This is a genomic window from Vibrio ponticus (assembly GCF_009938225.1).
Classification (GTDB): Bacteria; Pseudomonadota; Gammaproteobacteria; order Enterobacterales; family Vibrionaceae; genus Vibrio; species Vibrio ponticus.
Genome location: NZ_AP019657.1, coordinates 562,644 through 585,289 on the forward strand (window position 1 = coordinate 562,644; position 22,646 = coordinate 585,289).

23 protein-coding genes are annotated in these 22,646 nt (G+C 46.9%); 18 read left to right on the top strand and 5 right to left on the bottom strand.

Features of this window, described 5'->3' with window-relative positions:
• Positions 1 to 4: 4 nt before the first annotated feature.
• The 10 genes from fliJ (at position 5) to flhB (ending at position 8,180) form a co-directional block, all read left to right on the top strand.
• A complete protein-coding gene (gene fliJ, locus GZN30_RS02505) occupies positions 5 to 454 on the top strand; it encodes a flagellar export protein FliJ (RefSeq protein ID WP_075650562.1) in 450 nt (149 codons plus the stop codon).
• A 189-nt stretch (positions 455 to 643) separates the two neighbouring features.
• Positions 644 to 2,635: a flagellar hook-length control protein FliK gene (locus GZN30_RS02510; protein ID WP_075650564.1), complete on the top strand. Its 1,992-nt coding sequence runs from the start codon at positions 644 to 646 to the stop codon at positions 2,633 to 2,635.
• A 53-nt stretch (positions 2,636 to 2,688) separates the two neighbouring features.
• Positions 2,689 to 3,183 (top strand): flagellar basal body-associated protein FliL, encoded by a 495-nt coding sequence (gene fliL / locus GZN30_RS02515; RefSeq protein WP_075650566.1) that lies wholly within the window; start codon positions 2,689 to 2,691, stop codon positions 3,181 to 3,183.
• A gap of 8 nt (positions 3,184 to 3,191) precedes the next feature.
• On the top strand, positions 3,192 to 4,241 hold the full coding sequence (gene fliM, locus GZN30_RS02520; protein ID WP_075650567.1) for a flagellar motor switch protein FliM: 1,050 nt from the start codon (positions 3,192 to 3,194) through the stop codon (positions 4,239 to 4,241).
• A gap of 21 nt (positions 4,242 to 4,262) precedes the next feature.
• Complete coding sequence (gene fliN, locus GZN30_RS02525; RefSeq protein WP_075650570.1) at positions 4,263 to 4,673, top strand: flagellar motor switch protein FliN; 411 nt, start codon at positions 4,263 to 4,265, stop codon at positions 4,671 to 4,673.
• A gap of 3 nt (positions 4,674 to 4,676) precedes the next feature.
• Positions 4,677 to 5,069, top strand: a complete 393-nt coding sequence (fliO, locus tag GZN30_RS02530) for a flagellar biosynthetic protein FliO (protein WP_075650572.1) — start codon at positions 4,677 to 4,679, stop codon at positions 5,067 to 5,069.
• Between the two features lie 43 nt (positions 5,070 to 5,112).
• Complete coding sequence (fliP, locus tag GZN30_RS02535) at positions 5,113 to 5,943, top strand: flagellar type III secretion system pore protein FliP (protein WP_375732255.1); 831 nt, start codon at positions 5,113 to 5,115, stop codon at positions 5,941 to 5,943.
• A 12-nt stretch (positions 5,944 to 5,955) separates the two neighbouring features.
• On the top strand, positions 5,956 to 6,225 hold the full coding sequence (gene fliQ, locus GZN30_RS02540; protein WP_075650576.1) for a flagellar biosynthesis protein FliQ: 270 nt from the start codon (positions 5,956 to 5,958) through the stop codon (positions 6,223 to 6,225).
• An 8-nt stretch (positions 6,226 to 6,233) separates the two neighbouring features.
• Complete coding sequence (gene fliR, locus GZN30_RS02545) at positions 6,234 to 7,016, top strand: flagellar biosynthetic protein FliR (protein WP_075650578.1); 783 nt, start codon at positions 6,234 to 6,236, stop codon at positions 7,014 to 7,016.
• Between the two features lie 33 nt (positions 7,017 to 7,049).
• Positions 7,050 to 8,180 (top strand): flagellar biosynthesis protein FlhB, encoded by a 1,131-nt coding sequence (gene flhB, locus GZN30_RS02550; RefSeq protein WP_075650580.1) that lies wholly within the window; start codon positions 7,050 to 7,052, stop codon positions 8,178 to 8,180.
• A 244-nt stretch (positions 8,181 to 8,424) separates the two neighbouring features.
• Here flhB and smrB read toward each other — a convergent pair whose 3' ends face one another.
• Positions 8,425 to 8,955, bottom strand: a complete 531-nt coding sequence (smrB, locus tag GZN30_RS02555) for an endonuclease SmrB (RefSeq protein ID WP_075647781.1) — start codon at positions 8,953 to 8,955, stop codon at positions 8,425 to 8,427.
• Between the two features lie 74 nt (positions 8,956 to 9,029).
• On the opposite strand from smrB, the gene prmB reads away from it, so the two are divergent.
• Positions 9,030 to 9,962 carry a 50S ribosomal protein L3 N(5)-glutamine methyltransferase gene (prmB, locus tag GZN30_RS02560; protein WP_075647780.1) on the top strand — a complete coding sequence of 311 codons (933 nt, stop codon included), beginning with the start codon at positions 9,030 to 9,032 and terminating at the stop codon, positions 9,960 to 9,962.
• Between the two features lie 191 nt (positions 9,963 to 10,153).
• Complete coding sequence (gene aroC, locus GZN30_RS02565) at positions 10,154 to 11,239, top strand: chorismate synthase (RefSeq protein ID WP_075647779.1); 1,086 nt, start codon at positions 10,154 to 10,156, stop codon at positions 11,237 to 11,239.
• A 90-nt stretch (positions 11,240 to 11,329) separates the two neighbouring features.
• Here the strand turns inward: aroC and GZN30_RS02570 are convergent, their stop codons facing one another.
• The gene (locus tag GZN30_RS02570; RefSeq protein ID WP_075647778.1) at positions 11,330 to 11,953 is read right to left on the bottom strand and encodes a trimeric intracellular cation channel family protein; all 624 of its coding nucleotides are present in this window, start codon (positions 11,951 to 11,953) and stop codon (positions 11,330 to 11,332) included.
• 287 nt (positions 11,954 to 12,240) lie between these two features.
• Between GZN30_RS02570 and GZN30_RS02575 the strand changes: the two genes are divergently transcribed.
• Positions 12,241 to 12,771: an elongation factor P hydroxylase gene (locus GZN30_RS02575; RefSeq protein WP_075647777.1), complete on the top strand. Its 531-nt coding sequence runs from the start codon at positions 12,241 to 12,243 to the stop codon at positions 12,769 to 12,771.
• Between the two features lie 241 nt (positions 12,772 to 13,012).
• Here the strand turns inward: GZN30_RS02575 and GZN30_RS02580 are convergent, their stop codons facing one another.
• Complete coding sequence (locus tag GZN30_RS02580) at positions 13,013 to 13,459, bottom strand: hypothetical protein (protein ID WP_075652679.1); 447 nt, start codon at positions 13,457 to 13,459, stop codon at positions 13,013 to 13,015.
• Positions 13,460 to 13,475: 16 nt separating this feature from the next.
• Positions 13,476 to 15,671, bottom strand: a complete 2,196-nt coding sequence (locus tag GZN30_RS02585; protein ID WP_083627255.1) for an LruC domain-containing protein — start codon at positions 15,669 to 15,671, stop codon at positions 13,476 to 13,478.
• 153 nt (positions 15,672 to 15,824) lie between these two features.
• On the opposite strand from GZN30_RS02585, the gene GZN30_RS02590 reads away from it, so the two are divergent.
• Positions 15,825 to 16,088 (top strand): YfcL family protein, encoded by a 264-nt coding sequence (locus tag GZN30_RS02590; protein WP_075652680.1) that lies wholly within the window; start codon positions 15,825 to 15,827, stop codon positions 16,086 to 16,088.
• Positions 16,089 to 16,166: 78 nt separating this feature from the next.
• Entirely contained in the window at positions 16,167 to 16,694 is a 528-nt protein-coding gene (locus GZN30_RS02595; protein WP_075652678.1) for an NADPH-dependent FMN reductase, read from the top strand.
• 48 nt (positions 16,695 to 16,742) lie between these two features.
• Here the strand turns inward: GZN30_RS02595 and mnmC are convergent, their stop codons facing one another.
• Positions 16,743 to 18,752: a bifunctional tRNA (5-methylaminomethyl-2-thiouridine)(34)-methyltransferase MnmD/FAD-dependent 5-carboxymethylaminomethyl-2-thiouridine(34) oxidoreductase MnmC gene (mnmC, locus tag GZN30_RS02600; RefSeq protein WP_075652677.1), complete on the bottom strand. Its 2,010-nt coding sequence runs from the start codon at positions 18,750 to 18,752 to the stop codon at positions 16,743 to 16,745.
• Positions 18,753 to 18,880: 128 nt separating this feature from the next.
• On the opposite strand from mnmC, the gene fabB reads away from it, so the two are divergent.
• The 3 genes from fabB (at position 18,881) to GZN30_RS02615 (ending at position 22,598) form a co-directional block, all read left to right on the top strand.
• Complete coding sequence (fabB, locus tag GZN30_RS02605; RefSeq protein WP_075652676.1) at positions 18,881 to 20,092, top strand: beta-ketoacyl-ACP synthase I; 1,212 nt, start codon at positions 18,881 to 18,883, stop codon at positions 20,090 to 20,092.
• Between the two features lie 362 nt (positions 20,093 to 20,454).
• Positions 20,455 to 21,588 (top strand): 4-phosphoerythronate dehydrogenase, encoded by a 1,134-nt coding sequence (locus GZN30_RS02610; RefSeq protein ID WP_075652675.1) that lies wholly within the window; start codon positions 20,455 to 20,457, stop codon positions 21,586 to 21,588.
• Positions 21,585 to 22,598, top strand: coding sequence for an aspartate-semialdehyde dehydrogenase (locus GZN30_RS02615; protein WP_075652674.1), 1,014 nt, complete (start codon positions 21,585 to 21,587; stop codon positions 22,596 to 22,598). Before GZN30_RS02610 ends, GZN30_RS02615 begins: the two co-directional genes overlap by 4 nt.
• Positions 22,599 to 22,646: the final 48 nt, after the last annotated feature.

Below are 22,646 nucleotides of genomic sequence, written 5' to 3' on the forward strand. Positions count from 1 at the left end.
GGCGATGAATAATGCGCTCGATTTTTTACTCGAACAAGCAAACGAACGTGAGAACCAAGCCGTTCTGGCACTCAATAAAGCTCGCACTGAGTTGGATGCTTACTACCAACAGCTACAACAGATTGAAAAATACCGACTCGACTATTGCCAGCAGTTGATAGATCGCGGTAAGCAAGGTTTAACGGCGAGCCAATACAACCACTTAAATCGTTTTTTAACCACCTTAGATGGCACGTTAAGTAAGCAGAAACAGGCGGAGTCACACTTTAAAGATCAAGTTGAAAGCTGCGAACGCAATTGGCTTGAGTGTCGCAAGCAGCGCCGTTCCTATGAGTGGATGATCGAGAAGAAGCAAGCAGAAAAGCAGCGTCTTGAAAATCTACGCGAACAGAAACAGATGGATGAGTTTTCAACGCTTCAATTTGCCCGTTTAAATGCCAAGCGCCTCGGTTAATACCGAGCGCGCCTCTCCACAAATCCTCAAACACTGGCGTGATTTTTGCTTTATTTTTCTTTAGTTGGTGTTTCTTTTTTGAACAACGTAAAGCTTTTCGTTGCAATGTCATTACCGTGTGACGATATGTACCGCGTTTGCAAAAGAACACATTAAGAAAATCAGTCAGTTATTAGCGAGCTAGCCTCTATGAATGTCAATTTAACATCCGTGACAGAATCAACCAAACTCAGTAAGGGAGTCAGTGAAATGGCGAATTCGGCTGATGAGGTCTCTGAGTCGGAGGGCTTTTTCGCCAAGTTAACGGCGATGTTAAAAGGTGACAGCAAAGCAGAGTCAAAAGGCGTTTCCACTCCAGAAGAAGCTGAAGTGCTAGCGGAAGCTGCAAGTAATAAAAGTACTGATGAGATGCTTGAAGCTAAGGCAAGCAGTGAAATCAGCGGTGCTAATGATCACGATGAAAGTAATTCAAGCGCGTCTCAACTGGCGCAAGAGTCAGAAGGTGAAGTTGAGCTATCGACGGGCAACATTCCTCAATCATTAGAGAAATTCATTGAGAAACCGCTTGATGAAAATAATCTGCAAGCGAATGTTGATGAGGCGGTTGCTGAGAGTGAAGCCCTACTCGGGCGATTAGAGCAAGCAAATAACACTTTGCAAGCGAAAGACGGCAAAGCTTTGCCACGACAAACCGACGTTGAATCCATTGAGTCTCAATCATCAGTCGCAGATGCGAGCGTGACTGCCGCATCGAATACAATGGAGCCGAATGCTGAGGGTGACTTTTTATCTGCAGCGACGGGGCAAACATTACCAGCACAGTCAGTGTTAGAACCATCATCACCACAATTAACGCAAGATGTTCAAGCGTTAGATATACCGAGTGAACAAGCATCGGCAGCCGGTATGAGTCAAGCTGCGACTACCAATGTGACGGCTGGCTTTAGCGAGCGAGACGAGCAACAATTGTTGGCTAAAGTAGAAGCTGAGACCCAAACCGCCAGCGTAGTAGAGAGCGAGTTGTTGAACCGTGCTGCCGTCGAAAGTAACGGGCAGCTGACCGAGCAAACCATGGTGGAGTCTCAATCTATTGAGCCACAGGCTGCGGGAGAAGCGTCGCTGCTGGCAAGTGACAATCAGGCAGTGGCTGAGCAAGGGGTGCTGCTTAGTCAAACTTTGCCACAATCAGGTAATGATAGCGCAGCTGACAGCGAGCCTGCCTCAGCAGAGGTTGTGACTCCAGCGATTGCGTGGGCGAGCAGTGCCACTGCCGCGACATCCGCAGCGCCTGTTGATGCGGACCTTGTGGTCGATGAAGCCGCTAAATTGGCATTGGCTGAGCAACAAACCAAAGTGGCACATAAGCTTTCGAGCGCAGAGCTTCACTCTTTAACGACAGCCAATGCGCAACAGTTGAACCAAGCGAATGGCGCGCAGACAACCAGTCAAACCATCGCCATGGCAAATGCGACGCCTAGCGCGTTGACGCCATCGACGCCAATGGATCTTTCTGCGGCACAGCAAATACCGTTGAATGTGGCAGCGGCAGTGAAACCAGAGCAAATGGCTTTACAAGCAAGCCTTGGTGCCAAAGCAGCTGCGACGCTTGGTAAGTTAGCCCAATCGGGTGAGGCGAGTAACAACGGCAGTGAATCCACGTTTGCTCAGCAACTTAGTCAAGCGGCTGGTCAAAATGCATTGACGCAAACCGCGCGTGCAGAACAGACCGCTCAAGCGCAGCCAACCCTGCAACTCAGTCGTGAAATGGCGAGTGAGCAAGTGGCTGAGCGTATTCAAATGATGCTGTCAAAGAACCTCAAGAACATCGATATTCGTCTCGACCCACCGGAGCTGGGACGTATGCAGATCCGCATGAATATGAATGGTGATACTGCCAGTGTTCACTTCACTGTGGCGAACTCTCAAGCTCGTGACATCGTCGAACAAGCGATGCCAAGGCTTAGAGAAATGCTAGCGCAACAAGGTATGCAGTTGAGTGACTCCTCGGTACAACAGCAAGCCTCAGGACAGCAGCAAGGACGTTATGCAAGCCATGAACAAGGTGGATCTGGTCAAGGTAACAACAATCAGCACTTCGATGGGCAAGAAAACCTTGAAGCGGACGTCAAACTTGATTTGAATGTGGCATCAAAGCGTGATGGAATCAGCTATTACGCTTAAACTATGCCATTGTGTATAAGTTAATGGATTGATTGGTTAGAGAATTTTGGATTATGGCAGAAGAAATTGAAAACGAAGCGCCTAAAGGCAAAGGCAAACTGATCATTATAATCGTTGCGGTACTGGTGCTCTTAGTTGGTGGTGGCGCAGCTGCGTTTTTCATGATGGGCTCAAGTGAGACGGCTCCGACTGCCGCAGCAACTCAAAGTGCGGCAGCTCCGGCAGAATTGCCGGTTTCTTACGTTAGTATCCCTCAGCCATTTTTGTTTAATGTCACGGGTGATAAGAAAGATCGCCTAGTGCAAATCAACGTGCAATTAATGGTGCGTGGTGTCGAGAATGAAAACCTCGCTCGCTACCATTCCCCTTTGATTGAAAGTTCACTTTTGGCAACCTTTGCTTCCGCGACGGTTGAACAACTACGCAGTGCCAATGGTCGCGTAGAATTGCGCCAAAAAGCGACCGAAGATATTAAAGCGAGCTTGAATCGCGCAGTAGGGCAGCCGGTGATTGAACGCGTGCTGTTTACTGACTTTGTTATTCAGTAGGAATTAGTGTGACCGATCTATTAAGCCAAGACGAAATTGATGCGCTACTGCATGGGGTAGACGATGTTGATGACGTCGATGATGAAGAGGTCGTCGGTGGTCGTGATGCAGTAGACTTTGACTTCTCTTCACAAGACCGCATCGTTCGTGGTCGCATGCCGACCCTTGAACTTATCAACGAGCGTTTTGCCCGCCACATGCGCATTAGCTTGTTTAACATGCTGCGTAAAACGGCAGAAGTGTCGATTAACGGCGTGCAGATGATGAAGTTCGGTGAATACCAGAACACCTTGTATGTACCGACCAGCTTGAACATGGTGCGTTTTAGACCATTGAAAGGTACCGCTTTGATCACTATGGAAGCACGCTTGGTGTTTATCTTAGTGGAAAACTTCTTTGGCGGTGATGGTCGCTTCCATGCGCGTATTGAAGGGCGTGAATTTACCCCAACTGAACGCCGTATTATTCAACTGCTGTTGAAAATTGTATTTGAAGATTACAAAGAAGCTTGGTCGCCAGTGATGGGGGTGGATTTTGAGTATCTCGACTCAGAAGTGAACCCAAGCATGGCGAACATCGTTAGCCCGACAGAAGTGATCGTAGTCAGTTCATTCCACATCGAAGTCGATGGCGGTGGCGGTGACTTCCATATGGTGATGCCGTATTCCATGGTGGAGCCTATCCGTGAACTGCTTGATGCCGGTGTCCAGTCAGACAAAATGGAAACGGATGTTCGTTGGAGTTCCGCTCTGCGTGAAGAAATTATGGATGTTCCGGTCAACTTCCGGGTTGATTTGTTGGAAAAAGAGATCTCGTTGCGCGACTTAATGGAGTTGCAGCCAGGTGACATTATTCCGATTGATATGCCTGAACACGCGGTGATGTTTGTTGAAGAACTGCCAACTTATCGCGTGAAAATGGGACGCTCTGGCGAAAAACTAGCGGTACAAGTGTCCGAAAAAATTAGACGCCCAGATGTGGTGAAAACCGACATCGCTTTCCTCGGTAAAGATGTGCTCTCCGAGTTAGAGCGCGATGATGGCGAAATTGAAGATTAAGCGAGAAAATAGGTATTAGGTATGGAACCAAGTGACGATCAAAAACTAGCCGACGAATGGGCGGCAGCGTTAGGTGAAGATCCAAGTGCGCCAAGCATTGATGTTGATGAAGTGATGGCAGCGCAGTTAGATGAATTGCAAGATACCTCATCGCCAATTTCTGAAGATGAACGTCGTAAGCTTGATACGATTCTCGATATCCCAGTAACGATTTCGATGGAAGTGGGTCGTTCTCAAATCAGTATTCGTAATCTACTGCAACTAAACCAAGGTTCGGTGGTTGAACTAGAGCGCCTTGCTGGTGAATCTCTCGATGTATTGGTTAACGGTACGCTTATCGCCCATGGTGAAGTGGTTGTGGTGAACGATAAGTTTGGTATTCGTTTGACTGACGTGATCAGCCAAACCGAGCGAATTAAGAAACTTAGGTAGCCTATGAAGCCGAATTTATTATGGCTACTGATGTTATCTCCTACTGCAATGGCGGCGCCTTCAGCGCCGTCTAGCCAGCTTGATTGGGCGACCACGTTTGGGTCGCTCTTGTTCGTTATAGCCCTGATTTTGTTTTTGGCTTGGGTGCTAAAGCGTATGCGCGTGCCCTCAATGACCAATCAAAAAGGACTCAGTGTCGTACGTCAAATCGCCGTAGGGACACGTGAACGCGTGGCGATTATTCAAGCTGGAGAAGAGCAGTTTCTGGTTGGGATCACACCACAATCAATTCAATTGATCGCCAAACTGGAAAAACCATTGTCTCAGGAGGAGCTGGCAGCCAGTCCATTTGCAAATCAACTGACTCAGCTAATGAAAAAGAATGACAAGAACTAATCGTTCGGTGGCTAAGCACTTTACGTCACTGCTGTTGGCTTTAATGGTGTCGATGATGTCGGCATTTGCCTCTGCAACACAAGAGCTGGAAACCCCGATAAACAGTGCCGCTCCTTCGAGCTCTGTCACCGTATCTGCTATGGAGCGAGAGCAGGGCGCAGCGAAAACCATCTCCACCGGTACTATTACGGGGGGCGGTGGCGGCATCCCTGCATTTACCGTCACGACCAATACTGACGGCACTGAAGACTATTCCGTTAATTTACAGATCTTAGCTTTGATGACCATGCTCGGCTTCTTGCCAGCCATGGTGATTTTGATGACATCGTTTACCCGTATTGTGGTGGTGATGTCGATTTTACGTCAGGCAATGGGTTTGCAGCAGACACCATCAAACCAAGTGATTATTGGTATTGCGATGTTTCTCACCTTCTTCATTATGTCGCCGGTGATCAACAAGGTAAATGAGACGGCGGTTCAACCTTATATTAATGAGCAAATCTCAGCTCGAGAAGCGTTTGATTTAGCGCAGATCCCAATGCGCGACTTTATGTTGAAACAGACGCGAGTTAAAGACTTGGAAACCTTTGTGAATATTTCCGGGTCAACGGCGACCAGTCCAGAAGAGGTGTCAATGGCGGTATTGATCCCAGCGTTTATTACCTCTGAGCTGAAAACCGCGTTCCAAATTGGCTTTATGCTGTTCTTGCCATTTTTGATTATCGATTTGGTGGTGGCGTCGGTGCTAATGGCAATGGGTATGATGATGTTGTCACCGATGATTGTCTCTTTGCCATTTAAGTTGATGCTCTTTGTACTCGTTGATGGGTGGAACTTGATTCTCTCCACCTTGGCCGGCAGTTTTGCCTTGTAGCGGGAGAAAATTATGACTCCTGAAATGTTTGTGGAATTGTTTCGTGATGCACTGTGGATGGTTCTTATCATGGTGTGTGCGATTGTTATTCCCAGTCTGTTGATTGGTTTGGTCGTGGCGATTTTTCAAGCGGCAACCTCAATCAACGAACAGACACTGAGCTTTTTACCTCGTTTGGTGGTGACATTACTCGCCTTGATGTTCTTTGGTCATATGATGACGCAAATGATGACGGAGTATTTCTATTCCATCATCGAACGTCTGCCACAAGTGCTGTACTAGGCTCGTCAATGGAATATCCAGCGCATATCGTACTTGAGTGGATCGCCAACTACTTTTGGCCTTATACCCGCATAGCAGCCATGTTAATGGTGATGTCGGTTACGGGTGCGCGGTTTGTGCCTAACCGCGTGCGATTGTATCTCGGTTTAGCGATTACACTCGCGGTTATGCCAGCGATACCTAAGGTCCCTGAGAGTATTGAATTGCTCTCGTTTGAGGGCTTTATGGTGTTGTTTGAACAGATTGTGATTGGCGTAGCGATGGGCACTGTGACCCAGTTTATGATCCAGATCTTTGTCATTTTAGGTCAAATACTGGGTATGCAATCAAGCTTAGGTTTTGCCTCAATGGTTGACCCAGCCAACGGTCAAAATACTCCGTTGCTTGGTCAATTGTTTATGTTTTTAGCGACGATGTTTTTTTTGGCTACTGATGGGCATTTGAAAATGTTGATGCTGGTGGTGATGAGCTTTAAATCGTTACCGATTGGTGTCGGCTCATTAACGGCGGTGGATTTTCGTGAGCTAGCATTGTGGCTTGGAACCATGTTCCAGTTTGCGCTGAGTATGTCACTATCAGGCATTATTGCGCTGTTAACGATTAACTTGTCGTTTGGTGTCATGACCCGTGCAGCGCCGCAGTTAAATATTTTCTCGTTAGGTTTTGCCTTCGCTTTGATCGTCGGCTTGTTATTGTGTTGGTACATCCTTGGTGGTTTGTTTACCCACTACGAGTTGATTTGGCTAGAAGGCGAACAACAAATTTGTCGTTTTATTCGTTTGGACTGCTAGTCCTTAAATTGAACCGATAGACAGGAGACTGCTTTGGCAGAATCAGACGGTCAAGAACGTACCGAAGACGCCACGCCCAGGCGCTTGCAACAGGCTCGAGAAAAAGGGCAGGTTGCAAGGTCAAAAGAGTTAGCGTCGGTTTCGGTATTAGTGGTGGGTTCAATCGCCTTGATGTGGTTTGGCGAGGGGTTAGCGTACGCGTTATATCGGATTATGCAGCGACTATTCGATCTCTCCCGTGAAGAAGTGTTCGACCAAACCAAACTGTTTGATATCGCGTTGGGTTCGATGGGCGCACTTATTTTGCCACTACTGTTGATTTTGTTGGTGTTGTTTATTGCGGCACTGGTTGGCGCAGCGGGCGTCGGAGGGGTGAGCTTTTCAACCGAAGCGGCGATGCCAAAATTGTCGAAAATGAATCCACTCAGTGGTTTAAAACGCATGGTTGGCATGCAAAGCTGGGTCGAGTTGATTAAGTCTATCCTTAAAGTCACTCTCGTCTCAGGCATGGCGTTTTATCTGATTAATGCCGCCAAAGAAGATCTGTTCCAGCTCAGTTTGGATGTCTATCCACAAAACATCTTTCACGCCTTAGATATTCTGCTCAACTTTATTCTATTAATCAGTTGTTCACTGTTGATCGTGGTGGCTATCGATATTCCATTCCAGATCTGGCAACACGCGAACCAATTAAAAATGACCAAGCAGGAAGTAAAAGACGAATACAAAGAGACCGAAGGTAAGCCGGAAGTGAAAGGTCGTATTCGGATGCTCCAACGCGAAGCGGCGCAACGACGCATGATGGCAGAAGTACCGCAAGCTGACGTTATTATTACCAACCCGGAGCACTTCTCAGTCGCGCTGCGTTATGACCAAAGTAAAGATCGCGCACCAGTCGTCGTTGCTAAAGGGGTCGATCACATGGCGATGAAAATCCGGGAAGTGGCGCGAGAGCACAATATTTATATCGTACCCGCACCACCATTGGCTCGATCGCTCTATCATTCGACTGAACTTGAGCAAGAGATCCCTGATGGGCTATTTACTGCCGTTGCTCAAGTACTGGCGTATGTATTCCAGCTTAAGCAATACCGCAGAAAAGGTGGTCAGCGTCCAAATCTAAAAGCGTCAGAGCTACCGATCCCGCCGGACTTGAGGCAATAACCGCATAGATAACGGACTCGGGAACGCATTCGCTTACGGAACGCTCGGTTCCTCCTCGCTTAAGGAATGAATCTCAACACTCTTGCTTAGTAAACAAGACCGGGCAAAATTATCCGTTATCCGTTATCCGTTATCCGTTATCCGTTATCCGTTATCCGTTATCCGTTATCCGTTATCCGTAGCACGGCGACCCACGCCGTGCGTTCCCGCATCCCAAATCTCGAATCCGAGAAGCTTTGCTTCTCTATTTCTCAGGTATCGACAACAACACCAAAAGCGCACCATCACCACCAAACTCTAGTGGCGCTTGGTGGAACGCCATTACATCAGGATGTTGAGCCAGCCAAAGTGGCGCTTTTTGTTTAAGAATATGCTTGCCGATACCGTGCTGAACGCACGCACAATGCACTTCGTTTTTGATACAATAGGCAATCATTGCCCCCAACTCGCGTTTGGCTTCTTGTTGGGTCATACCGTGCATATCGAGAAATACGTCAGGAACGTAAACGCCGCGACGTAATCTCTTTACTTCATAGGTAGATACGTCATCACGGGCATAACGAGTTGGTCCCTCTTCGCTAAGAAGTGGCACAAACTCGTCAGAGAAATAGAACTCAGCGTCACTGCTTTCGCGCGCAGAGCGTTTTATTTCTTTTTGCTTAGTATTTTTTTTTGGTTGCTGGACTATGGTATCCTGTGGCAACTTTTTTACGCCTTGTACTGCATCCCTAAATAGGGCGAAATCGTCGTCGGCATCGATGTCTTTTTTACTCATGGGATAAACTTTGATGTTAATTTCAGCATCACTAATTTGCATTGGCAGTATTGTAGCGCTTTTCGGAGACAATTTTGGATAAGATTTTTGTAGAAGAAGCGGTATCGGAACTCCATACCCTTCAAGATATGATCCGCTGGACAGTGAGCCGCTTTAACGCAGCGAACCTGTTTTACGGTCACGGTACAGATAACGCGTGGGATGAAGCGGTTCAGCTGATCCTGCCAACCCTTTATCTACCAATTGATGTGCCTCCACATGTGCTTAACTCACGCCTAACAACCAGCGAGCGCATGCGTATCGTTGAGCGCGTGGTAAAACGCATTAATGAGCGTACGCCAACTGCTTACCTAACCAACAAAGCTTGGTTCTGTGGATTAGAATTTTTTGTTGATGAGCGCGTATTAGTGCCACGTTCACCAATCGGTGAACTCATCCAAGCTGAATTCCAACCATGGCTAGTTGAAGAGCCTGTGCGCATTATGGATCTATGTACGGGCAGTGGCTGTATTGCGATCGCGTGTGCGCATGCGTTCCCAGACGCAGAAGTGGATGCGATTGATATATCGACTGACGCACTGCAAGTTGCGGAACAGAACATTCAAGATCACGGTATGGAACAGCAAGTTTTCCCTATCCGTTCAGATCTATTCCGTGATTTAGAGAAAGAGAAGTACAACATTATCGTGACTAACCCACCATATGTTGATGCGGAAGATATGAATAGTCTGCCAGAAGAGTTCACTCACGAGCCTGAACTGGGTCTAGCGGCGGGCACTGACGGTCTTAAACTGGTACGTCGTATTCTGGCTAATGCACCGGATTACCTAACAGAGCAAGGTATCCTTGTTTGTGAAGTAGGTAACTCTATGGTGCACATGATGGAACAGTACCCACACATTCCATTTACGTGGCTAGAGTTTGAAAACGGTGGTCACGGCGTATTTATGCTAACTCGCGATCAGCTAGTTGAGTGTGCAGAAGATTTTAAACTGTACATCGACTAATGTGAGCCGATACTCAGTTGTTCAACGCCATGCTTATGCATGGCGTTTTTGTTATTAGTGGCAAGGAAAAAGGCTAAATTTGTTGCGAATTGGGGGTTTACATCAATTCGTAATCAAGCGACTATGAAAACACGAATAACAGGAAGGAAGGCTGTAAACAGGTCATTTACAGCGACATAATTGGGGAAGCAATGGCAGGAAATAGTATCGGACAACATTTTCGAGTGACGACATTCGGAGAAAGTCACGGTATCGCACTAGGATGTATCGTTGACGGCTGCCCTCCGGGGTTAGAAATTTCAGAAGAAATGATTCAAGTGGATTTGGACCGTCGCCGTCCTGGCACTTCTCGTTATACCACTGCGCGTCGTGAACCCGATCAAGTTAAGATTTTATCTGGTGTGTTTGAAGGTAAAACCACTGGCACATCGATCGGTTTGTTAATTGAAAACACCGATCAACGCTCAAAAGATTACTCGGATATCAAAGATAAATTTCGTCCGGGGCATGCGGATTACACTTACCATCAAAAATATGGTGTGCGCGATTATCGTGGTGGCGGTCGTTCGTCAGCACGTGAAACGGCAATGCGTGTTGCGGCGGGAGCGATTGCTAAGCAGTACTTGAAACAAGAATTTGGTGTCGAGATCCGCGCTTATCTATCACAGATGGGTGATGTCGCGATTGAGAAAGTGGATTGGAACGAGATTGAAAATAATCCATTCTTTAGCCCAGATGTCGACAAAGTGGAAGCGTTTGACCAACTGATCCGCGATTTGAAAAAACAAGGTGACTCGATTGGTGCCAAGATCCAAGTCGTCGCAACCAATGTGCCAGTCGGGCTTGGTGAGCCGGTATTTGATCGTCTTGATGCGGACATTGCTCATGCACTAATGAGCATCAACGCGGTTAAAGGCGTTGAAATCGGGGATGGTTTTGATGTGGTCAGCCAAAAGGGCAGTGAGCACCGTGATACGCTTTCGCCACAAGGCTTCGGCAGTAACCATGCTGGTGGTATTTTAGGTGGCATCTCGACGGGACAAGATATCGTTGCCAATATTGCACTTAAACCAACCTCAAGTATTACCGTTCCCGGAGAAACGATTGATCGTCAAGGTCAGCCGACGGAGCTCATCACTAAAGGTCGTCACGATCCTTGCGTGGGTATTCGCGCGGTGCCCATCGCTGAAGCAATGCTGGCGATTGTTGTGATGGATCATTTGCTGCGTCATCGCGGTCAAAACCATGGCGTGACAACGGAAACGCCACGCATCTAACGCTACCGCGATGTAAACAGCTAAAATGTAAAAAGCCAATCCGAGGATTGGCTTTTTTGATCTTGATGGGTTGCCCATAGCGAAATGCGTTTAGTGTAGCGGCTCTTCACTTTCCAAATGGAATGAAGGTAAACGCCATTTAAAGCGTACTGCAGCCATACGTAGTAGATAACCCACCACAAGGGTCGTAATGGTTGCTGTAACATCATCAATACCAAATTCCAGCAACAACAGATAAAGACCAGAGGCAACTAGGGCGACTGAAGCATACAGTTCTTCATGCAAAACCAACGGTGTTTGGCGACAGATCAAGTCACGCAGTAGACCACCGAATACACCAGTTACCAAAGCAGAAACCATGCAGATGCCAGGGTGCAGACCCATGCCCATTGCTACTTTAGTACCAATGATACTGAATACGATCAGACCGAGAGCATCAAGGCGAATAAACAACCCTTTGAGTTTGATGACCCATTTTGCCAAGCCAGTAGTTAACACACCAGCGATACACGTAATCGCTAAAAATTCAGGGTTTTTTACCCATCCAAGTGGGTAATGACCAAGCAGAATGTCACGCACTGTGCCGCCACCGATCGCGGTTGCACTTGCAACTAACATCACACCAAACCAGTCCATTTTACGACGACCAGCACTAAGGGCTCCGGTCATCGCTTCTGCTGTAATACCAATAATGTATAACACGCTCAGTAGCATAACGATTACTCGACTAAATCAAGGGGGAGATAGACACGGTTACTCACCTGTGATCACGAAAATATTGCTGATGCAATTCTCAGTGAGGCAGGTATAGGAAACCCCATCTTATAAAACGGATAGGCGAGTGTAGTGGTTGTGAAGGCAAAAGGCGAATGAGTTTTGTTGGTCGCGAAAACGTTTTTCAGATAATTTTTTCTAATGTCATTAGCGAAAGTAGGGAATTGCAATGACGAAGAAATGTGAGAGAATGCCTGCGCTGTAACCGATTTTACTATAAAGCGACCATGACACACGATTACCAAGATCTTATCAAAATCTTTAATGACACTTTTTACACCAGCTTTAATACCAAATTGGAGCTAGGTGGTGATGAGCCAATTTATCTACCGGCGGATGAGCAGTTCGATTACCACCGGATTATTTTTGCCCGAGGTTTCTACGCGTCGGCGCTGCATGAAATTGCGCACTGGTGTGTGGCGGGACCTGAGCGTCGTTTACTGGAAGATTTTGGTTACTGGTATGAACCTGATGGGCGCACTGCGCAAGTTCAAGCTGAATTTGAAAAAGTAGAAATTCGCCCGCAAGCTTATGAGTGGATTTTAGCGCTGAGCGCAGGATTTCCATTTAATGTTAGCTGCGATAACTTAAATGGTGATTTCGAACCAGATCGATTAGCGTTTATGGGGAAAGTACACGCTGAAGTGCTGTCAATTCTTGAACAAGGCATTCCACCGCGAGTGAAAATGCTCTCTGAGGCGATGCGATCTTTTTATCAAGTTGCGCCACTGACTGCTGAGATGTTTCAAGTTAAGTAATACCAATCAGCATAAGTCTTTGATCATTCTTGCTGATTAAAATCGCTGATAACGTTGTTGCAGATTTTGTAATTAGAATAACTAGTTAGCGGCAATCTGCGCCTAGTTCTAAGCGATTTTCCTTGCGCAATTTTCTGACCCCTTACTTATCCTGATTGGCATAAGCATTGAAATTGATGAGAGAACCGAGCCCCCTATTTTGTGTATCAAGTAGGGGGTTCGGTTGGTTTTTGGCTTTCCGTTATGGGATAAGCCAAGTACTTTGCGCTTGGTTGTCATACTGCCAAGTGAAAGTAAGTGGATTGCTGCCTGCCTCCATTGGCGTCACTTCTGCGATCAGTGACAGCTGGTGGTTAGGCAGCAGCAATTCGAATTTACCGATACCGTCGTCTAGGCTCGCTTTGGTAAAGCAGCTATCGTAATCAATTTTTTGCCCGTTATTTGGGCATATCACGATATACGCTTGTTTACCTGATAGTTGAGTTAAATTTACGTCGATAGTTAATTGATAAGTGGATGACAAGGTATTGTCACTGGCAACCACAATGTCAGACATTGCTCGGGTTGGAGCGCTGGGCGCTGCTGCTGAGCCGCCTCCATTATCACTACTACCGCCGCCGCCCCCCCCACAGCCGACAAGAACAAGGGTAAACATACCTGTTAGTAACCATTGAGTTTGCATTTTCATTATGTTTCTCCTCGCCCTAGTCGTAGTAGACATTGTTTTCGTCAATGTGATCGTTACTGGTATCACTGCTGGTGCGATTGTCTTTTTCTTCTTCCGTGGCGAGATACCATGTTGGGTAAGTTTGCCCAGTCGCATCGCCTGCAAAATCAGCAAAGTATCGATAGGCTTGCAAGATGTTAATCTGCTCCAGTGGATGCTGCCAATCTAGTGGGATCTCAATTGCCCAAGGTAAACCGTTGGCAGTGTGGAAGTGAGTTTGATCACCATCGGAAGCATCAATACCACGCGATTTGTATTCAGTATTGAATTTGCTGGTCGGTGCTTGGTTTTTGAGGTGGATTTCTAGCCCACGACCTGGGTAGCCACCACTGACCTCTAGACCAATATCACCATAGTAGTGACCGGGCGCTGCGAAGATAAATGGGTCATAAGGAAAAGCGGGCATGGTACTATTGTCAATCGCATTGCGCATTGTGACGGTTAACTGCCAAGTCGCACGGTAGTTGGTTCCGCAATTAGTTTGGGTGCGGAAATAGGTACAACCTTCCGCTTCGCCTGCATCAACTAAGTCCCACAGATCATCTTGAATGATAAACACCGCATCATTGGTACCCGACTCGAGTACGGTTCTGTTTACAGTGACGCCATTAATCATCAAAGTAATCAATTCATCTTTGATATCGCTAGGTGCTATGCCGGGTAATCGAATTGCAAAACCAGAATGGCGAGCACCACCGAGTGCCGCAACTTGTCCTTCGAATTTTAAACGAATCACTTTGTCGTCCAGTTGGTACTCGGTGAACTTGACGTTCATCAGTACGTCGTTCATGTCGTAATCACCCGCGATTGGGTATTGGTCTTCATAGGCAAAAGTGGTGAAGTCAGCACCATTCGGATAGGTCTGCGTGGTCACGCCATCTTCAGTAATATCAACTTGATAATCTTCTACCTCGCCGCTTGGCACCCCACCGGATGGTCCAATATCTTGGATTTCACTTAATCTAAAGCGCGCCCAAGTTTGTCCCACTTGAGCCCACGGAGGAACGTCAAAGAAAATGCTCTGCACACCATCGCTGACAGCCGCATTCGTGACAATTTTCTCATCGTCCTCAAACGCGCCGTCTTGATCGAAGTCCATCCAAGCCGTGAGGACACTGCTGGCGGTTGCGCCACTGACTGTCACGTCTAGCTTAGAAGTTCGACCAACTTGGATGGGCAGTGGAAATGCCACGCCATCTTCATCGTCTTCAGCTGATGAGGCGTCGTCACTGTTGGGAAAGACATAAGCTTCGGTTTCACCATCCACTTTACTGCCCAACATTAAATCGGTAATGCCATGGCGAGCACCAGAATTGTCATAAAGTGTGTTGTAGCTGTCCGGTGCATCGCCAAAGTCGGTATTTTCGCTCGCTTCAACCGGCGCGAGGGCGCATCGAGCGCCATCATTGGAGCTGCTCGAGGGACCATAAGCAAAAAATGCAGCAGAGGATTGATTGCCGTTAATCGCGACTTTGTAGATATAACCGTTGCCGTTATTACTGCCATAAAAGTTACCATCGACGTCAAAATAGACCGCACCAAAGGTCAAACTAAAGCCCAAAACGTCTTTGTCTAACAGTTGATTGAGACGAGTGCTGGTGCCAGCGGTGACGTCGATTTGCCACAAGTAACCCGATGAATCGATGCTGTAGGCGTAAGAATTGTCTGGATGGAATGCAATGTCGAAAATCGCCGGCGAGCCAAACTGCGCTTTATTAGCGACTAAAGTCATCTGCATTGTTGTCAGGTCGATTTTGTACAAACCGTTTGAAGGGCGGTAGCCGTACCATGCATTTTCGTCCAGAGAGACATCACCCACATAAATTGCGCTAGGTGCATCACCTGGTTTGGTAACCGAAAGCGAGTATTTGACAAAATTGCCGTCGATACGAGCGAGTGATTTGGCACCGTAATCCCAGCCGTAGATGAAATTGTCGTGTTGGCTAAACCCAACACCATTAAGCTTGGCACTGCCCAAGGTTGAATCCATGGTGCGATAACTGCCAAGATCGATATCAATCCCATAAGCGACAGGGGTTCCTGATGGATTTTGAAATAAGAAGGCTTCGGTTGGGCAGTTATCAAACGGTTGTTGAGCGTAGCAGAATGGAGAGATGAAACTGACGGTTCCGAGCGTGAATAGCGTACCTAGTCGTGTTAACGTTGCTGACATAATTCTTCTCTTGATAATGGGGCGTAAGAGGGGAACTGCATAGTGTGTGCCAGATGCTAGAAGCCCGTCAGACATAGGGTTTGCGTTAAATTTCTCAATATGAGAAGCTTCACCATCCTTTTTGAGAATCAAACTGAGTTGATTGAGCACAACATGATTATTGAATTTGAAGAAAAGCTACTTGAGCTTATTGATGTACGTATTGCGACCGCATCAGATGATGAGTTATTTGCTGGTGGTTATTTACGTGGTCACATTTCGCTATCAGCCGCGTCATGTGAAGAAGAAGGCATTAATGATGTTGAAGAACTTAAGCAACGTATTGTGGCGAGTCTCGATCAAGCGCGCTCGGAATTGACGCCAGCGGATCGCATCATTGTTAATGATTTGTGGCTTGAGTTAGTGAATAACGCTTAACTTTGCCTTCTGGGTGGTTGTCGCTTTTAAGCTCTCTTTCTATGCTGAAAAGAGCTCATCAAACAAAGGACAACCCCTATGCTTATCGTCGCTTTTGGCGCTTCTACCAGTTCCACCTCGATTAATCGCACTCTCGCCAATTATGCTGCGCATCTACTGCCAGACTCTCAAGTAAAACTGCTCGATCTTAATGACTATTCTGTGCCTATTTTCAGCGAAGATATGGAAAAACAGATCGGTCAGGCGGAGGGGGCAAAAGCGTTTCTTGCGGATATCGCGCAGGCAGATGCTTTGGTTATCTCGTTTGCTGAGCACAATGGCGCTTATACTGCCGCATACAAAAACTTATTTGATTGGGCATCACGAATTGAGCGTGAAGTGTTTCAAAATAAGCCTGCTGTCTATTTTGCTACCTCACCAGGTCCTGGTGGGGCGGGGAATGTATTGGCTGCCGCAAGCGGATCAGCGGGTTATTTTGGCGCGCAACTGAAAGCCTCGCTCTCTATCCCGAGTTTCTATGACAACTTTGATATGGTTAGTGGACAGTTTACCGCAGTCGAAATCGCGGCAAGTGTGCAGCGAGCAATGAATAGTTTGCTGGATTAACCGGTGGTTAGGAATAAAAACTCCCATGCGGGAGTTTTTTATTTGCCTTTAAAGCTCAGTAATCGCTTTGCCTTTGCGTAGCTTACGTATCCACATACGACTCGGGTCGATTTGCTCGAGTAAATCCACTGGCAGCGGTAGCGGGTCACCACAGATCTGCGATGCCAATACTTCCGCCATAAGAGGCGCTGAACTTAAGCCACGCGAGCCCAAACCCAACAAACAGAACAAATTGTCGTGATGCGGTGTCGTTGGGGCGGCTTGCTGATTATCAGCCAGATCAGCATACACAGCTTTGATTTGTTCAAAATCACCCAGATTACCGACAAACGGTAGATGATCGCGACTCACGCAGCGAATACCTTGGCGTGATTGGTTGCTCGACGTATCCACATCGTTTGGCCAAGCTTGGTTTGGCAGACAATGACGTAATTTGTCACCATTATCTTGCTGAGCGACAGGATCAAACTCATAGTTGAGTTGGCTGCGGTCGTAACTGGCACCGATACAGTGATGCTGGTTATTTGGATTCACAGGGGTCATATAGCCATCGTAACAAAGCACGCTCTTTAGCTGAGTCAGTGATTCGGTGGTCGGAATATGGCTGACTTGCCCTTTTACTTGTCCAAGGGGGACAAACGCACTTTGGGCAAAAGAGGCGAACTCATTACCGTTTGCGATAATCACGCAGTCGTGTTGAATTTCTTGACCATTAATCTGTAGTGACCAGCCATTGTCTGTTTGCTTAAACGATTCTACCTTGTGAGCAAATTTGGCATTAAAGCATTCATTTTTTTCAAGCTGCGCAATCAATCCTTGGGTCAGCTCTGCTGGACACAGCCAACCACCAAGAGGATAGTGAACGCTTGCCATATCGACAGGTAAACCCACCACTTCACTGGTTTGAGTCTCATCTAAACCATGAATCAATTGTGGGTCAAACTTGCCTTCTAGCATTTTATCGAGCTTACTTGCAGACTTGTCATCCCATTTGAGTTGGGTGACACCGCACCAATCATGGTCAAAACTAAACTGTTCAGCCGCTTGCTCAACAAACTGGCGAGCAAACAAAAATGCCGGTGCAAATACGCGTGAGACACCTTGGTGTTCACCGTTTAGTAGTGGGTAAACCGCTCCCTGGCGATTCCCTGAAGCGCGCATCGCTGGTTGTTGGTCTTGGCAATATAAAGTGACATGCTGACCGCGACGAACCAGGGTGTTGGCTAGTGTGGCGCTGGCAATGCCACCGCCGATGATAGCGATATTTTGATGCGCCGTACTTGGTGAGCGGTGAAACCAAGGCTTGATGTTGGTTTCAGTCTGACGCTCTAATAGACGTCCAGCGATCATTTCGCGTTTGGTACCAAAGCCTTTGACTTTTTTCATATCAAAGCCGGCTTCAATTAAACCACGACGCACAAAACCTGCTGCGGTAAAGGTTGCACAGCTACAATCTTGCTTGGCAAGCTTTGCCATGCCATCAAATAGGGTTTGGTTCCACATTTCAGGGTTTTTGCTGGGCGCAAAGCCATCAAGGAACCAAGCATCGACTAAACCTTGTTCAGGTACAGGCACTAGAGGCATACAATCTTTGATATCACCAAACCAAAGGTCTAAAGTAATCGCTCCATCGGCTAAAACAATGCGATGGCATTCAGGTACGGCGATTGGGTAGTGGTGTTGCAGTTGTTCTGCGTATTGTGCTAACTCAGGCCATGCTTGGTGGGCTTTAATTAAGTCTTGCTGGCTTAAAGGGTACTTTTCAAAGCTAATGAAATGCAGCTCTTTTAGCGTGGTGTCCGGATTTTGCTGGCGAAATGCTTCAAACCATTGCCAGACAGCAAGGAAATTGAGTCCAGTGCCAAAACCAGTTTCGGCAATCACAAAGCGACGGTGATCATATTCTTGCCATCTTTGTGGCAGATGATTTTGACTCAAGAAGACGTAACGCGTCTCTTCTAATCCATTTACATTGGAAAAGTAGACGTCATCGAATTGGTCTGAAACAGGCGTTCCCGCTTCGTTCCAGCCAAGTTGGGCATTGGTTATCGTAGTCATAATGTCTAAATTTTGTGATTATCGACAGTAAAGTTGTGCCGATTGTACGGTTTTAAAGGAAAGCTGACCACTTTTGTCAGTCAACTTAGTTATTATCTAGCAGTATTTTGAATTATAGGAATGTGATAATGAAACGAGTCGTAATCACCGGTATGGGTATTGTTTCAAGTATCGGTAACAACGTCGAAGAAGTGTTAGCGTCTCTTAAAGCGGGTAAATCTGGTATCACTGCTTCTGAGCAGTTCAAAGAACACGGTCTGCGCTCACAAGTTTGGGGTGATCTAAAAATCAACCCAGCGGAGTTCATCGACCGTAAGCAGATGCGCTTTATGGGTGATGCGGCTGCGTACGCATACCTATCAATGCAACAAGCGATTGAAGATGCCGGCTTAACTGAAGAGCAGGTATCTAATGACCGTACTGGTATCGTAGCAGGTTCTGGTGGTGCTTCAGCACTAAACCAAACTGTTGCGACTGATACAATGCGTGAGAAAGGCGTTAAGCGTGTTGGTCCTTACATGGTGCCACGTACTATGTCATCAACAGTGTCTGCGTGTCTGGCAACACCATTTAAAATCCGTGGCGTAAACTACTCAATGAGTTCAGCTTGTGCAACATCTGCACACTGTATTGGTCACGCAATGGAGCTTATCCAACTTGGTAAACAAGACATCGTATTTGCGGGTGGTGGTGAAGAGCTAGATTGGTCGCAAACTATGATGTTTGATGCAATGGGCGCACTATCAACGAAATACAACGAAACGCCAGAAAAAGCTTCTCGTACATACGATGCAGCGCGTGACGGTTTTGTTATCTCTGGCGGCGGCGGCATGCTAGTGGTTGAAGAACTAGAGCATGCACTTGCCCGTGGCGCGAAAATCTACGGTGAAATCGTAGGCTACGGCGCGACTTCTGACGGTTACGACATGGTAGCGCCATCAGGTGAAGGTGCGGTGCGTTGTATGAAGATGGCAATGCAGGCAGTTGAAAGCGTGGATTACGTGAATACTCACGGCACATCAACGCCAGTTGGTGACGTTAAAGAGCTTGGTGCTATCCAAGAGCTATTTGGTGACAACAGCCCTGCAATTTCTGCAACTAAAGCAATGACTGGCCATGCGCTAGGTGCAGCTGGTGTTCACGAAGCAATTTACTCAACGCTAATGCTAGACAATAACTTTATTGCACCAAGCATCAACGTTGAAACGCTAGATGAAGCTGCGCACGGTTTAGATATCGTTACTGAAATGCGTGAAGCAGAACTCACCACTGTTATGTCTAACAGCTTTGGTTTTGGCGGCACTAACGCCACGCTAGTGATTAAAAAGTATCAAGGTTAACTGAATTCGTCAGTTAGAGTTATGTAGCTGACAACCCAGTTTCCAGAGCTTGATCGGAGTGTAACAACTCTGGTCGAACAGACGCAAAATTTGGCCCATGGAGAGCGGGTCAAATCCTTTTGTTCTGGATCTTACCGGCCTCATCTGGGGCCGGTTTTTTATTGCCTAAAATTTGTCAAATCTAAACAAAATGAGCCATTTGCTGGCAAAGTAAGCAAAGTTGAATGCTTTTGACGAACAGTTTGCGAAGTGGGTATCTGATAAGTCGTCTCAAACCATTCATAATAGGCAAAACGCAGCGCTCGACACTTGTTATTGAATTCTGCACAATCCAGTAAAACCGCAAAAGAATACGAAGTGAAATGAAAATTCTAATTGATGAAAACATGCCTTACGCTCAAGAATTATTTGAGCAGCTTGGCGAAGTGATTTTAAAGCCTGGTCGTACTTTAACTGCTGATGATTTAGTGGATGTGGATGCATTAATGATCCGCTCGGTGACCAAAGTAAATGCAGAGCTTATTGCTAAAGCGAATAAACTCAAATTTGTCGGTACTGCAACGGCGGGTATGGACCACGTCGATCAAGAGTTGTTGCGTGAACGTGGTATCTTTTTTACCGCTGCGCCGGGTTGTAACAAAGTTGGTGTTGCCGAATATGTATTCAGCGTAATGATGGTACTGGCACAACAGCAAGGCTTCTCAGTGTTTGAAAAAACAGTCGGTATTGTGGGCGCAGGTCAGGTGGGTAGCTACCTACAACACTGCCTTGAAGGCATTGGCATTAAGGTGCTGATTAATGACCCAATTAAGCAAGCCGAAGGTGATGCGCGCGAATTTACTCCGCTGGAAACGCTACTTGCACAAGCTGACATCATTTCGTTGCATACACCAATCACCCGCCAAGGTGATTACCCAACTCACCATATGATTGATGAGCAAGTGTTGAACTCATTACGTGGTGACCAAATTCTTATCAACGCGGCACGCGGTCCAGTGGTTGATAACCAAGCACTTAAAGCGCGCTTACAAAAGCAAGATGGTTTCGCAGCCGCGTTAGACGTGTTTGAGTTTGAACCAGAAGTTGATATGGAGCTTCTACCTCTGTTAGCATTCGCGACCCCGCATGTTGCAGGTTACGGTCTTGAGGGTAAAGCGCGCGGAACCACGATGATTTTCAACAGTTACTGTGAGTTCCTTGGTGAAGCAAAAACCGCCGCGGCTGCCGATCTACTGCCGATTGCGCCAGTACCAACCGCGACATTGCAATATGCTTGGGATGAAGCGACGCTGCACAATCTGACTCAGATCATCTATGATGTGCGTAAAGATGATGCGTTGTTCCGCCGTGAGATCGCAAAACCAGGTTCATTTGATAAAATGCGCAAGGATTATTGGGATCGCCGCGAATATGGCGCGGTAACGTTAGTGGGTAGCCAAGCGTGTAATTTGGCACCATTAGCGAAATTAGGTTTTCAAATTGAGGTAAGTGAATGAGCCAACAATACAATGTGGCCGTACTAGGTGCGACGGGCGCTGTCGGTGAAACGATTCTTGAAGTGTTGCAAGAGCGCAAGTTCCCAGTAGGCGAATTGTTCCTACTAGCAAGTGAACGTAGCGAAGGTAAAACTTACCGCTTTAATGGCAAAACAATTCGCGTACAAAACGTCGATGAGTTTGACTGGTCTCAGGCGCATATTGCTCTGTTTTCAGCGGGTGGCGAACTGTCAGCAAAATGGGCACCAGTTGCAGCTGAGGAAGGTGTGATCGTAATCGATAACACATCACAATTCCGTTACGACTACGATATTCCACTGGTGGTTCCTGAAGTGAACCCAGAAGCAATTGCTGAGTTCCGTAACCGCAACATTATTGCTAACCCAAACTGCTCAACGATCCAAATGTTGGTTGCTCTAAAACCAATTCATGATGCAGTCGGTATTGAGCGTATCAACGTATCGACTTACCAGTCAGTATCTGGCGCAGGTAAAGGTGGTATCGATGAACTTGCTGGTCAAACGGCAAAACTGCTGAACGGTATTCCTGCGGAAGCGGAGCAATTCCCACAACAGATCGCGTTTAACTGTATTCCGCAAATCGATCAAATGATGGAAAACTGTTACACCAAAGAAGAGATGAAGATGGTGTGGGAAACACAAAAAATCTTTAATGATTCTTCAATTACGGTTAACCCGACCTGTGTGCGCGTACCTGTTTTCTACGGTCACGCTGAAGCAGTGCACGTTGAAACTCGCGCGCCAATCGATGCGCAAGAAGTAATTCAACTACTTGAGAACACCGAAGGTGTTGAAGTGTTCCATGGTGAAGATTTCCCAACTCAAGTACGTGATGCCGGTGGTAAAGACCACGTAATGGTGGGTCGTATTCGTAACGATATTAGCCACCATAGCGGTATCAACCTATGGGTAGTTGCGGACAACGTGCGTAAAGGTGCGGCAACGAACGCCGTGCAAATCGCTGAAGTGTTAATCCGCGATTACTACTAAGCTGTTTATTTGAACCAGCCCTTCAAGCCTCGCAATATGCGGGGCTTT

Excerpts from the sequence above, each read along its gene's own strand:
- fabB (WP_075652676.1), top strand. The coding sequence starts at position 18,881 with ATGAAACGAGTCGTAATCACCGGTATGGGTATTGTTTCAAGTATCGGT.
- GZN30_RS02610 (WP_075652675.1), top strand. The coding sequence starts at position 20,455 with ATGAAAATTCTAATTGATGAAAACATGCCTTACGCTCAAGAATTATTT.
- fliL (WP_075650566.1), top strand. The coding sequence starts at position 2,689 with ATGGCAGAAGAAATTGAAAACGAAGCGCCTAAAGGCAAAGGCAAACTG.
- GZN30_RS02615 (WP_075652674.1), top strand. The coding sequence starts at position 21,585 with ATGAGCCAACAATACAATGTGGCCGTACTAGGTGCGACGGGCGCTGTC.
- aroC (WP_075647779.1), top strand. The coding sequence starts at position 10,154 with ATGGCAGGAAATAGTATCGGACAACATTTTCGAGTGACGACATTCGGA.
- GZN30_RS02575 (WP_075647777.1), top strand. The coding sequence starts at position 12,241 with ATGACACACGATTACCAAGATCTTATCAAAATCTTTAATGACACTTTT.
- GZN30_RS02570 (WP_075647778.1), bottom strand. The coding sequence starts at position 11,953 with ATGCTACTGAGCGTGTTATACATTATTGGTATTACAGCAGAAGCGATG.
- fliR (WP_075650578.1), top strand. The coding sequence starts at position 6,234 with ATGGAATATCCAGCGCATATCGTACTTGAGTGGATCGCCAACTACTTT.
- smrB (WP_075647781.1), bottom strand. The coding sequence starts at position 8,955 with ATGAGTAAAAAAGACATCGATGCCGACGACGATTTCGCCCTATTTAGG.
- mnmC (WP_075652677.1), bottom strand. The coding sequence starts at position 18,752 with ATGACTACGATAACCAATGCCCAACTTGGCTGGAACGAAGCGGGAACG.
- GZN30_RS02595 (WP_075652678.1), top strand. The coding sequence starts at position 16,167 with ATGCTTATCGTCGCTTTTGGCGCTTCTACCAGTTCCACCTCGATTAAT.
- fliN (WP_075650570.1), top strand. The coding sequence starts at position 4,263 with ATGGAACCAAGTGACGATCAAAAACTAGCCGACGAATGGGCGGCAGCG.
- GZN30_RS02510 (WP_075650564.1), top strand. The coding sequence starts at position 644 with ATGAATGTCAATTTAACATCCGTGACAGAATCAACCAAACTCAGTAAG.
- fliJ (WP_075650562.1), top strand. The coding sequence starts at position 5 with ATGAATAATGCGCTCGATTTTTTACTCGAACAAGCAAACGAACGTGAG.
- fliQ (WP_075650576.1), top strand. The coding sequence starts at position 5,956 with ATGACTCCTGAAATGTTTGTGGAATTGTTTCGTGATGCACTGTGGATG.
- GZN30_RS02590 (WP_075652680.1), top strand. The coding sequence starts at position 15,825 with ATGATTATTGAATTTGAAGAAAAGCTACTTGAGCTTATTGATGTACGT.
- GZN30_RS02580 (WP_075652679.1), bottom strand. The coding sequence starts at position 13,459 with ATGAAAATGCAAACTCAATGGTTACTAACAGGTATGTTTACCCTTGTT.
- GZN30_RS02585 (WP_083627255.1), bottom strand. The coding sequence starts at position 15,671 with ATGTCAGCAACGTTAACACGACTAGGTACGCTATTCACGCTCGGAACC.
- fliP (WP_375732255.1), top strand. The coding sequence starts at position 5,113 with ATGGTGTCGATGATGTCGGCATTTGCCTCTGCAACACAAGAGCTGGAA.
- fliO (WP_075650572.1), top strand. The coding sequence starts at position 4,677 with ATGAAGCCGAATTTATTATGGCTACTGATGTTATCTCCTACTGCAATG.